This window comes from Flavobacterium zhairuonense, from assembly GCF_004352915.1.
Classification (GTDB): domain Bacteria; phylum Bacteroidota; class Bacteroidia; order Flavobacteriales; family Flavobacteriaceae; genus Flavobacterium; species Flavobacterium zhairuonense.
In genome coordinates, this window is the sequence record NZ_SJSY01000076.1 from 394,553 (window position 1) to 408,906 (window position 14,354).

The 14,354-nt window shown below is 38.4% G+C and carries 2 protein-coding genes; both read left to right on the forward strand.

Annotation, left to right across the window (positions count from 1 at the left end; genetic code table 11):
- Positions 1-578: 578 nt before the first annotated feature.
- Complete coding sequence (locus tag EYY60_RS20755; protein ID WP_132991185.1) at positions 579-13,367, forward strand: PKD domain-containing protein; 12,789 nt, start codon at positions 579-581, stop codon at positions 13,365-13,367.
- A gap of 55 nt (positions 13,368-13,422) precedes the next feature.
- Positions 13,423-14,346, forward strand: coding sequence for a PorP/SprF family type IX secretion system membrane protein (locus EYY60_RS20760; protein WP_132991186.1), 924 nt, complete (start codon positions 13,423-13,425; stop codon positions 14,344-14,346).
- Positions 14,347-14,354: the final 8 nt, after the last annotated feature.

Genomic DNA, 14,354 nt, shown 5'->3' on the forward strand with positions numbered 1-14,354 from the left:
TAGCCGATTAGCAATGCGTGAACGCATTTACAAAAGATACTATTTTTAATTTTTGCTAACATTTTTCTGTCTCTTAAAGTGGCGCAAGTTAGGACGAAATTTTCGGCGCTACATTAAAATAACATTAGAATTGAGTTTACGTCTGTTATTTTTTTCTTAAAGAAATTTAGATATTCGAGAGTTCCTTTAAAGTTTTATTATTGCTGAATTTTATGGTTCTAATTTGCAAAAATTTCCTCTTTTTTAACCTGCAAAAACATGCTGCTTAACAACATTTTCTAAAATCCATTTTTCTTTTGATTTGCTAAAAATATATTTCAATCGAACATTTTTTTTGCAAAAAACCCAAATAAACAGCTCTTTTTTGTGTTGCAACATCTAATTTATTGTTCCATTTTATAATTTGAAACATTAAATATTAAGGTTCACATTTCTACTTTCTTTAACTTTGAAAAACCCACCCATACATTCAATCGCAAGAACCTACAAATCAAACAAAAACGCAATATTAATTCACACATTGTAATTATTAATTTAAGGCTGTATCGTTTTTACTGCCTTTAAAATTCTGATTGCTTATGCCACAATTTTACTTTTATTCTGCGGTTACTAATTTTTCTAAAAAACTGTACTTAGCCATTATTTTAATAATCTTAAGTACTCTAAACCTAAATGCCCAAAACTGTACGGTAAATGCCGGAGTACTTAATGTCACAATATGTGAAACTGATGCATTAGTTTTAACGGGCAACACTCCAAGCCCAATTACGGGTACAGTGCACTGGACACAAATATCAGGACCCGCTGTTGTGATCAATTCTCCAACCAGCCCTAGCACTACAATATCAGGATATACCGGAGGCAATAGTTATACATTTAGATACAGCGCAACCTGCTCTGACGGAATTGTATCATATCAAGATAAGGTTGTAAATGTCAAACCAATCACCATAGCCAATGCTGGAGGTAATATTGCAAGCTGTCCTAGCAGTGATGGCACATTAGCCATTATTGGAAACACACCTCAAAATACCGGAGAAACTGGTTATTGGGAAATTGTAGGAGCAAATAATGCCGGAGTTGTAATTAATTTTCCAAACTTAGCAACCTCAACCATCACACTGCCTGCAACAAGCTGTGGAGTTACAACACTTCAATGGGTTATTGAAGGTCCTGAATTTGCACCCGGACAACGCTGTAGAACAACATCTCAAATTACGGTAACCAATTATGGCGGTGTTAAACCTGTTACTGCTGGACCAGATCAAACTTTAAGCAATTGTTATACAACAACCCAGTCGACAAATCTTATTGGATCTTATGGAGGATGTGGACTCAATGGGCAAAACGGCCAATGGACGTTTGTTTCGGGACCTAATACCCCAACTATAGCCAATCCAAATGCTAATAATACAGGCATTTCAAACTTAGTAGAAGGAACTTATACTTTTAGATGGACGGTAACAGGACCTTGTGCATCTGGTAATGATTTAGTCGTAATTACGGTACCACCAGCAACACAAGATGTAACACAATTGCCTGGAGGAGATGAAAATATATTCTTTTGTGACAACACCATAAATCAAGTGACTCTTGTTGCGCAAACACCTTTGTATGCAGGTGAAACTGTAGCTTGGATACAGATTGAAGGAGATCCAGGAGCTGTAATTGTTTCGCCTACAAATCCAACTACGTTAGTAACTAATATTTCTTCGGCAGGAAGTCCATACAGATTCCGTTATACACTTACAAATAACAATACTGGATGTATCTTTACTAAAGATTATGTTGTACAATATAATGGTCCAACCCGAACTATTGTTGCTAATAATGGTGACGATATTGTGGGAAGCTGTAATGCGACTGTATTTACAATTCCGCTAACGGTTACCGGCACAGGATCAAATCAATACCGCATTGTAAGCGGACCTGCCCTTTCACCATTAGGACCATTTCCTACCGCTTTGCAAGATACTGGCAATTCTCTTACTTTAACACTTACTGCGCCAGGCGATTATACTGTTGAATTTATTAGAAAACAAACCGGGGCATTAACTGTAGAGTGTGATTATGGTTTTGATACTATAAATATTTTGGTTTCTGGTGAGCCAACTCCTTCAAATGCAGGAACAGACGTTAGTTTACCTTGTGGTGATACATCAACGATTCTTTCCGGAGTCACGACGGATGATGGTTTACATTTTTGGAGCCAGTTGAGTGGTCCAAATACTGCCGTAATTGCCGATAATTTTGCAGTTGACACACAAGTAAGCGGTCTTATTTCAGGAACATATGTTTTTCAATATATCACAAAAGGTGGTGGAGCAACCTGTGGATTTTCTGTGGCTACAGTCACCGTATATGTTTCGGACAGTTCTATTAATAATGTAAATGCTGGACAAGATCAGTTAATTTGTACAAATTCACAAGTACCGCTAGCCGCAGTACAGCCAGATCCAGGTGAAATTGGAACTTGGAGTCAAGTCTCGGGACCTGACACTATTGTATTTTCTAATATCAATGATCCTAATGCTATCGCAACTGGTTTTCAAACTACAAATTCATCCTACGTATTACGATGGACGGTTGCCTATACACATCCTGGTCCTTCATGTGGATCAGCCGTTTCTGATGATGTTAGCATATTAACCAACAACCTTCTCGCTCCAACACAATCAGACGCAGGACCAGATGCTTGTTACTCTTCAGGCACGACAACTTTTAACCTCAGCGGAAATACACCGGGAATAACCGATGTTGGAACATGGACTGTAGTACCTTCAACAGGAGTTGTAATTGCTGATGAAAATGACCCTAATACAATGGTTACTGTGCCTGGAAATGGGACTTATGTATTTACTTGGTCTATTATTGCCAGAGTTAGAACCTGTATTCCAAGTGTAAGCAGTGTTTCAGTAACAGTTGCTGAAACGCCTCCTGTAGCTGATGCAGGTCCTGATCAGGAAATTTGTGGTAATACTATCACAATGGCCGCAACACAAAGTGCAGGAGCGACTGGAACGTGGAGTAGAATTTCAGGCGTTGGAAATTACACCATCAGCGATATACATGACCCTAATGCCGTTTTTACGTTTAACTATAGTGGTTATTACATTTTTAGATGGACAGTTGATGCCAACATTTGTGGTCAAGCGTTTGATGATATTAACTTGACTATTGGTATCCCGCCGCATCAGGCAGCGGCAGGTCCAGATCAAAATATTTGCAATAACAGTTCGGTAACGATGGCCGGAAGTACCTATGACAGTTTTTTTGAATTGGGACAATGGTCTGTTTTGACAGGTGCTCCAAATCAGCCAACAATTGTGGATCCTTCTAACCCAAATACAGTGATCAACGGACTTATTGCCGGGACTTATACTTTTAGATGGACAATAACTGCAAAAAGCATCTTTTTATGCCAAGGCACTTTTGATGATATGATCGTAATTGTAGAGCCGGCAGCCGATGCGGGAGCTGACCAAACTTATTGTGATGTTACCAGTGTACAGCTTAAAGCAAGTGAAAACTCAAAAGGAACTTGGTCGCTTACAAGTACAACCGGAAATGTAAATGATGTTGTTATTACTCAATCACCAGCTGATAGTTATATTGCAAATGCAACTGTTGTTCCTGGAAATGATTATGTATTTACTTTTACCACTCTTTCTTCAAATTTTCCTGATGGAACTTCCTGTGCCGGAACATCAGATTCTGTTAATGTTACTGTTTTCAGTGGCGCTAGCATTGATCCAAATGCTGGGCCTGATCAAACTTTGTGTATTAATGATGTTGGAGGAGTTGCAACTATGACTGGAAATATGCCACCCCCTGACGTTACTACGGCTGAATGGCGTTTTGTTTATCAACCAGCCGGAAGTGTTGCCGTAATTACAACTCCATCTGCACCTTTAACCACTGTTACTAACTTAACAGTTCCGGGGCTTTATATTCTTGAATGGGTATTTCAAAGCAATAATTGCCGATCCCTTTCAGATATTGTCCGAATTGAAATGAATGCACCACCAAGCACCGCAAATGCTGGACCTGATGATACAGTGGCCTGTCAAACTACTTATAAAACTGCTGCAGTTCCACCTGCAGTTGGTATTGGAACATGGACAATTACCTCACAACCTGGTAATTCAAATGCGGTTATTGACAATCCGAACAGTCCCGTTACTACGTTATCAAACGTAGTTATAGGTTCTTATACCCTGACATGGACCGTTACGAATGGACCTTTTACATCTCCTTCGTTATGTCAGCCTTCATCAGATACAGTTACAATAATCTTTAATGATACACCACCGTCTATTGCTGATGCAGGACCAGATCAAGAGCTTTGTAATGTATCTACTGTTACTATGGCTGCTATTCCTGTTACTTCTGGTTTGGGGACTTGGACACAAGTTTCTGGTCCAAATACAGCAAATATTGCTTCACCAAATAATGCTAATTCACTAATGCTAGGTCTAATACCTGGAACTTATGAATTTCTTTGGACAACTACTACTGTAAATAATAATGGTTGTACTTCGCAAGACTCTGTTCTTGTAACCATATATGAAAATCCTTCAACAGCAGATGCAGGACCAAATCAAATTGTCCCTCAATTTTCACCTATTAATTTAAATGCTGTTACACCAACTATTGGTACAGGAACTTGGACTCAAACTGGAGGGCCAAGCACAATTGGTTTCACAGATCCAACAAGTCCTACAACAGCTGTTACCGGAACAATTCCTGGTATTTATACACTACAATGGAGTGTTACTAACGGAAACTGTCCACCTTCAACAGACACAATGAATCTCACGATACTCGCTGTTGCAGATCTTGAATTAACAAAAACTGTAACGCCAACAACAGGAAGTGTTGGTGATGTCGTGACTTTCAATATAAATGTCTTTAACAATAACAATGCACAAGGCGGAACTGTAACGGCTACAAACGTTGCTGTACGTGATTATATTCCGTTAGGTTTTGTAATAGTTCCTGGATCTGTTAATTCGGCAGGACAGTATAATGTTGGAGATAACACTATTACATGGACTGGTCTAACAATTCCAAGTGGCAGTATATTGAATTTAACTTTCAAAGCTACAATTCGAGCTGGCGGTTCTTACGTGAACTCTGCCGAAGTTATTGCTTCTGATCAATATGACCCTGATAGTACACCTAATAATGGAGTTTCAACCGAAGATGACCAAGACAGCGCAACAGTAATTCTCGATGTAGCCGATTTATCGCTTCAAAAAACGGTTTCTCCGAGTTCTGTAAGCATTAATGATAATGTAATTTTTACGATTAGAGTTACAAACAGCGGTCCTAATAATGCAACTGGGATAACTGTTTCTGATCATTTGCCTGCAGGATATACCTATGTAAGTGATAACGGAGGAGGAAAATATAACAATACTACTGGTATCTGGAATGTTGGAAATCTTAATAATGGAAACTCGCTTGCTTTGCAAATTACTGCAAAAGTAAAAGTAGCAACTGCTGCTAATTATATTAACACAGCCGAAATACAAACTGCTCATCAATTCGACCCTGACAGTACACCAGGCAACGGATTGCCGGAAGATGATATGGCAAGCGCTACAATAAACTTAAAATCAGCTGATTTAGAACTTACCAAGTCGGTTACACCAACCTCTGGAGCCGCAGGAGATCAAGTAGATTTTACACTTACTATTCTTAATAATGGCCCTGGAAATGCCACAGGAATAGCTGTGCAAGATGTTATCCCTGAAGGTTTCACTCTAATTCCTGGCTCAGTTTCAAATAATGGATTTTATAATATTGCAAATGCTACTATTACTTGGCAAAATTTAGCGTTGACTGCTGGTGCAACTTTAAACTTAACATTTAGAGCAATTGTAAATCCATTAGGCAATTATCTAAATATTGCTCAAATTACAGCAAGTGATCTTCCTGATCCTGATAGTACGCCAAATAATGATGATGGCGATCAAAGTGAAGATGATGAAGATAATGCTCCTTTTACGTTTATTGGCCCAACTGCAGATTTGTCTTTAACTAAAAACGTAGTTGCAGGAAATACAAGTCCCGTTGTTGGAAGTCAGGTTTCATTTGAACTCGTTATTAAAAATGACGGACCAAACAATGCAACTGGAGTTCAGGTCACAGATTTGCTTCCGTCCGGCTATGAATTTGTAAATTTCAGTTCATCTGCAGGATTATATGATGAAACTACAGGGATTTGGAATGTTGGAACCGTTGATACCGGAGTATCTGAATCACTAATTATTGATGCTAAAGTACTTCCAACAGGTGATTATTTAAATATTACGCAAGTAACTGCCAGCGATCTTCCAGATCCAGATAGTGCACCAAATAACGATGATGGAGATCAAAGCGAAGATGATGAAGATAATGCCGTAACAACCCCTATTCCTGCATTGGCTGATTTATCAATAACTAAAACCGTTGACAACGCAACACCTTTAGTAGGTTCAATTGTAACTTTCCAAATTATTACCACAAACAGCGGACCTCAAGATACTGCTCATGTAACTGTGACTGATTTACTTCCTTCTGGTTACACTTATAGAGGTTTTAATGCAACAAGTGGTACATATGACAGCACAACGGGTGTATGGTCATTAGATATTCTTGAAAATAGTGAATCTGAAACTTTACAAATAACTGCAATTGTAAATCCTACAGGAGATTATACAAATATTGCCGAAGTAACCAGCAGTGATATACCTGATCCAGATTCTACTCCTAATAATGGAGTTACAACTGAAGACGATTATGCTACTGCAACAACAGTTCCAGTTCAGCAATCTTCAGATTTGTCTCTAACAAAAACTGTAAATAATGCTTCTCCTGTCGTAGGTTCTGAAGTTACCTTTGAAATTATTGTAACCAATAATGGCCCTCAAGATAATAATGGTATTCAAGTAACTGATCTTCTTCCTTCAGGTTATACTTTTACAGGATATAGAATATCTACTGGAACTTATGATTCGGCCACAGGAATATGGAATGTGGGAAATCTAGTTAATGGAGATTCTGAAACAATGCAATTGCTTGCAACTGTTAATGCTACAGGAAATTATACAAACAGCGCCGAAGTTACAGCAAGCGATCTTCCAGACCCTGATTCCACTCCAAATAACGGAGTTACTACTGAAGATGATTATGCCGAAGCAACAACAGTTCCAGTTCAACAAACCGCTGATTTAAATTTGGTTAAAACCGTAAATAATACTAATCCTATTGTTGGTTCTCAAGTAACTTTCCAAATTTCGATCGCTAACGAGGGACCTCAAAACACAACTGGTGTTACTGTTACAGATTTGCTTCCGTCTGGATATACTTTTAACAGTTATTCTTCAACAACGGGAGTTTACAACGAAATAACTGGACTATGGTACATTGGTAGCATGAATTTAAATCAGATCGAATCTTTACAAATTACGGCCACAGTCAACAATACAGGAAATTATACCAATAGCGCTGAAATAACATCTAGTGATGTATTTGATCCAGATTCAACTCCTGGAAACGGAAATGTTTCAGAGGATGATTATTCAGAAGCGACAACTGTTCCTGTCCCACCTAATTTAACAGCCGATTTAGCAATTACAAAACTTGTTGATAACGCAACACCCGTGGTAGGCTCTGAAGTCACTTTTACAATTGCAATACACAATGATGGCCCAATTGAAACTCAAAATGTCGTAGTAACTGATGTGCTTCCATCTGGCTATACCTATGTTTCATACAGTGCAACTGACGGACTTTATGATCCAATTTTAGGAAAATGGTATATAAACCGAATGGAATCTAATGATTTTTTCACACTACAAATTAAAGCAACGGTAAATGCGTCTGGTAATTACACTAACATTGCTGAAGTAACCGCCAGCGATCAACCCGATCCCGATTCTACTCCAAACAATGGAGTTACTACAGAAGATGATTATGCACAAGTAACAACAGTTCCTGTTCCGCAAGCAGCCGATTTATCGCTTACTAAAACTGTCAATAATGTTACACCACTAGTAGGTTCACAAGTCATTTTCAGCGTTCAGGTTAGTAATGCAGGCCCACAGGATACAAATGGCGTAACTGTGACTGATTTACTTCCATCTGGCTATACTTATGTTTCATATAGTACAACTGCCGGAAGTTATGATGCGGCAACAGGGTTATGGACTGTCGGGACTTTATCAAGCGGTGCTTCTCACACGTTGCAATTGACAGCAACTGTAAACCCAACTGGTGATTATACTAATATTGCTGAAGTAACCGCAAGCAGTATTCCTGACCCAGATTCAACGCCAAATAATGGCAACACTTCTGAAGATGATTACGCAACGGCAACAGTGACACCAACAGCATTATCTTCTGATTTATCGTTAACTAAAACAGTGAGTAACGCAACACCAATTGTCAATACCGAGATTACATTTGAATTAATAATTAAAAATGATGGTCCTCAAGATAATACTGGTGTTCAAGTAACCGATTTACTACCTGCCGGATTCGCTTTCACGAGATACACTGTTTCAACAGGAACTTACGATTCAACGACCGGATTATGGAATATTGGAAATTTAAGAAATGGACAATCAGAATCACTTCAAATTGTTGCTATCGCAAATGCAATTGGAAATTTCGTTAACAGAACCGAAGTTACAGCAGCTGATCTTCCTGATCCTGATTCGACTCCAAATAATGGAGCAATACTTGAAGATGATTATGCAATTGCAGCCGTAGGCACAAGAGCTGAAACGCCTCCTCCTCCGCCAGTCTCTGATTTATCATTAACTAAAACGGTAAACAATACAACTCCATTAGTAGGATCTCAAGTTACGTTTGAAGTTGTGATTACCAATAGTGGAAAAGATGATAATAAAAATGTTCAGGTTACTGATTTGCTTCCGTCCGGATATACTTTCTCAGGATACACAGTTTCAACAGGAACTTATGCACCTGCAACTGGTTTATGGATTGTTGGCGACATAATCAATGGAAAATCAGAAACTTTACAAATTACTGCAACAGTTAATGCAACTGGAGATTATCTTAATATTGCAGAAATTACAGCCGCAGATTTTGAAGATCCTGATTCTACACCTAATAATGGTGTTACGACTGAGGATGATTATGCAACGGCAACAATTACGCCAACAGCTCAATCTTCAGATTTATCTTTAACTAAAACTGTCAATAATGCTACTCCATTAGTTGGCGGTCAAGTCACTTTTGAAGTCGTTGTAACCAATAATGGTCCGCAAGACAATACTGGAGTTACCGTAACGGATTTACTTCCAACAGGATATAGTTATACTAGTTTTACAGCTACAACTGGAACTTATAATCCAACAACTGGATTATGGACAATAGGCAATTTAATCAATGGAAAATCTGAAACATTGCAAATTACGGGAACTGTAAATCCAACTGGAGATTATCTGAATATTGCGGAAATAACTGCTGCCGGTCTGCCTGATCCGGATTCAACTCCAAATAATGGAATTACAACTGAAGACGATTACGCAACAGCAACAATTACACCTACTGCTCAATCTTCTGATTTATCTTTAACTAAAACTGTCAATAATGCTACTCCATTAGTAGGTTCTCAAGTGACTTTTGAAATTATTGTTACTAATAATGGCCCACAAGATAATACTGGTGTGACAGTAACTGATTTACTTCCGACAGGATATACTTATAACAATTTTACAATTTCAACAGGAACTTATGATCCTGCAACAGGATTGTGGAACGTAGGGGAACTAAAAGCGGGAAAATCACAAACATTACAGCTTTTAGCAACGGTTAATCCAACTGGAAATTATACAAATGCGGCCGAAGTCACTGCAAGTGATATTCCTGATCCTGATTCGACTCCAAATAATGGAGCAAATGCAGAAGATGATTATGCCGAAGCTACAACTGTTCCGGTACAGCAAGCCTCTGATTTATCTTTATCTAAAACAGTCAACAATGCAACTCCATTAGTAGGCGGTCAAGTGACTTTTGAAGTCGTTGTTACTAATAATGGTCCACAAGACAATACTGGAGTGGAAATAACTGATTTACTTCCTACGGGATATACTTTTAGCAACTTTACGGCGACAACTGGAACTTATAACGCGACAACAGGATTATGGACTGTTGGTAATTTAATCAATGGAAAATCTGAGACATTGCAAATTACAGCAACTGTAAATGCAACAGGAAATTATCTAAACATTGCTGAGGTTTCTTCTGCGGGACTTCCTGATCCTGATTCGACTCCAAACAACGGAGTTGCAACAGAAGATGATTATGCAACTGCCACGATTACACCAACAGCTCAGTCTTCTGATTTATCATTGACAAAAACAGTTAACAATCCAACACCATTGGTAGGCAGTCAGGTTACTTTTGAAGTTGTGATAACCAATAATGGCCCACAGGACAACACTGGCGTTACAGTAACTGATTTGCTTCCTACTGGATACACTTACAACAATTTTACAGCTACAACAGGAACTTATAGCGCAACAACAGGACTATGGACTGTTGGCAATCTAATCAATGGAAAATCTGAAACGTTACAGATCACAGGTACTGTAAACCTAACTGGTGTTTATTCAAACATTGCTGAAATAACAGCGGCCGGACTTCCTGATCCCGACTCAACACCAAATAATGGCGTTACAACTGAAGATGATTACGCAACCGCAACCACAACACCAATTACTCAGGCTGCGAACTTATCATTAACCAAAACAGTTAACAACCCTACTCCATTAATTGGTTCTCTAGTAACATTTGAAATTGTGGTTAGCAACAACGGCCCTCAAAATGTAACTGGTGCTGAAGTGACTGATTTATTACCTTCTGGATATACTTTCCGCAGTTATACTGCAACTAAAGGAACTTATAACAAAACGACAGGTAAATGGAATATTGGTTCTTTAATCAATGGAGACTCCCAAACACTTCAATTAACAGCATCTGTAAACGCAACCGGTAATTATACCAATACTGCTGAAGTTACTGCGAGCAATCTTCCAGATCCAAACTCAACACCAAATAATGGAGTTACAACTGAAGATGATTACGCCATGGCAACAACTACTCCTGTTGCTCCTGTCGCCGATTTATCATTAACAAAAATTGTCGTTGGAGGAAATCTAAGTCCAATATTTGGAGCGACAGTAACATTTGAGATAACAGTAAGAAATAGCGGTCCGCAAGCCGCAACCGGAGTAAGTGTAAAAGATATACTTCCTAGCGGTTTTGAATATGTAGTTTACAGTTCAACTTCGGGACAATATTTTAATCCGACTGGAATATGGAACATTGGAACAATTCCAAATGGAGGATCAGAAACACTTTTAATTGGTGCGAAAGTCAATACTACTGGTAATTATAATAATCTTGCAGAAGTTTTCTCATCAAACGAATTTGACCCTGACAGTACTCCAAATAATGGTGTACTAAGCGAAGATGATATGAATGGAGTATTGCTTACTCCTGTTCCTGCTGTAACTGATCTTTCGATAGAGAAAAATGTAGTTGGCAATAATCTCACTCCTGCTGTTGGATCACAAATTACATTTTCAGTCACGGTGACTAATGACGGCCCAAGCGTTTCAACTGGTGTAACCATCAAAGATATTCTTCCTTCTGGTTATCAATATGCCTTTTTTAATTCGACATCTGGAAGCTATAATCCGGCAACAGGAATCTGGACTCCTGGAATTATTTTGCCAGGAAATAGTCATACGTTATTGATAAATGCGTTTGTAAAAGCACCAACAGGCACAGCAGATGAATACTTAAATACTGCCGAAATAATGACTTCAGATCAATTTGATCCCGACAGTACTCCAGGAAATGGCGTCACTACAGAAGATGATTATGACAGTATTTTTGTAACGCCTGTAATTGTCATGGCCGATTTATCCCTCACTAAAACAGCATTAAATGCTAATGCAACCTATGATGTTGGATCGACGGTTATATTTACTGTTACCGTTAAAAATGATGGTCCTGCAAATGCCAGCGGTGTTTCTGTTAAAGATTTACTGCCTCCTGGATTCAAGTATTTAACTAGCGCTCCTACAAGCGGACTTTATAATTATATTACCGGTGTTTGGAATGTGGGTATTGTTACTGCAGGGAACGATGAATCTCTGGACATCTATACAACTGTAAATCCTCCTACAGGAGTTGCAAATGAATATACAAATACAACCGAAATCATCGCCAGTAATTTACCTGATCCCGACTCAACTCCAAATAACGGAGTGATTACGGAAGACGATTATGCTAGCCTTCAAATTAATGTAGCAGTTGCCGATTTAAGTCTTGACAAATCTGTAAGCAATAAAAATGCAAATGTAAATGAAGTAATTACGTTTACATTACAGCTTAATAACGAAGGGCCGAGCACCGCAACTGGGGTAAATATTGATGATATAATTCCGTTAGGCTACCGCAATATTTCAAACATTAGTAATGGAGGATTATTCAGTAACAATACTATAAAATGGGCAAACCTTACAGTCCCTGTTGGAGGTGTAACATTGACTTACCAAGTTACCGTTAATAATCCAAAAGGGCTTGAACAGGAAGATTATAAAAACATGGCGCAGGTAACTGCATCTAATCAATTTGATCCAGACAGCAAGCCAAATAATGACAATGGCGATCAAAGTGAAGATGATGAAGATTCTGAATTCATAAACATTCCATCAACTGATATTGCCATCATCAAAGAAGTTGATAAAACAGATGTTGCCATGTACAGCAGTGTCGTATTTACGATTACCGCTCAAAACCTTGGAAATCTAGCAGCAACAAATGTTGCGGTGAAAGATCTGTTGCCAAAAGGATACGAATTACAATCGGCTACGACATCGTCTGGAACATACGACAGTGCAACCGGAATTTGGGAAATTCCAAATGTTGCCCCTAAAGGTATTCAAACGCTAACTCTTAACGTAAAAGTAGTTGATTTTAAAGATTACCTGAATATTGCTAATCTAGTTTCGATGGATCAAATCGATACAAATGCATCTAATAACCAAGACAGTGCTACCGTATCGCCAAGCTGTTTGAAAATTTGGAATGAATTCTCTCCAAATGACGACGGACAAAATGATACTTTCTATATTGATTGTATCACACAGTACCCTGACAATCAATTGTCCATATTTAATCGTTGGGGTAATTTGGTTTATTTCAAAAAAGGTTATGACAATACTTGGGATGGAAAAGCGGAAGGATCTGCTAAAACACTTCCTGAAGGCACCTATTTCTATATTCTTGATCTAGGAGACGGTTCTCAAAAAACCTCTGGATGGCTTTATCTAAAATAAAAACATCGGAGTACTAAAAATTAAGAATTAGGATTAACCAAAATATGAATTGGCTATGATTAAAAATATTAAAAAAGTTTTCACTATACTCGGTCTGATGACATTCTCCGGAGCATTAGCACAGCAAGATCCGCAATACACGCAATATATGTATAATACAATGACGGTAAACTCTGCGTATGCAGGATCATTAGGGCATTTAACGGTAACTGGACTTATAAGAACGCAATGGGTTGGTATTGATGGTGCGCCAGATACGCAAAGCTTTTCATTAGATACCCCAATTGCAAAAAATCTAGGTTTGGGAATCTCGATTGTAAATGAAGAAATTGGTCCAATGGAAGAACAATATCTAGATGCCAACTTCTCCTACACCATTCAGTCCGGTCAAACACACAAGCTATCGTTTGGTATCAAAGGAGGCGGAAGAGTTTTAAATATTGACTGGACAAAAGGAAGTCATAGAGATCCTGATGTTCAGTTTCGTGAAAACATCACAAACAAGTTTCTGCCTGTAGTTGGCGCTGGATTATACTGGCACGGTGAACGCGATTATATTGGATTATCAGTTCCTAACTTTTTGACGCGAGAGCGCTATAATTATGATGATATTGCCGATGATCTTATTAACGAAAGAATGCACCTGTACCTTATTGGAGGAATTGTTTTTGACTTATCAGCACACACAAAATTCAAACCGGCCGCCATGGTAAAATATGTAGCAGGTGCACCGCTTATTGCTGATATCTCGGCCAACTTTATGTTCAATGATGCCATTACGCTTGGAGTTTCCTATAGAACTTCAGATTCAGTAAGCGCTATCGCAGGTTTGCAAATTTCACCAATGTTTATGGTTGGGTATGCTTATGACTATACTCTAACTGATCTTCAAAATTACAACAGCGGCACGCATGAAATTGTGCTTCGATTTGAATTGGTTAACCGTAAAAAAGGACTAAAATCACCAAGATTCTTTTAATACAATTG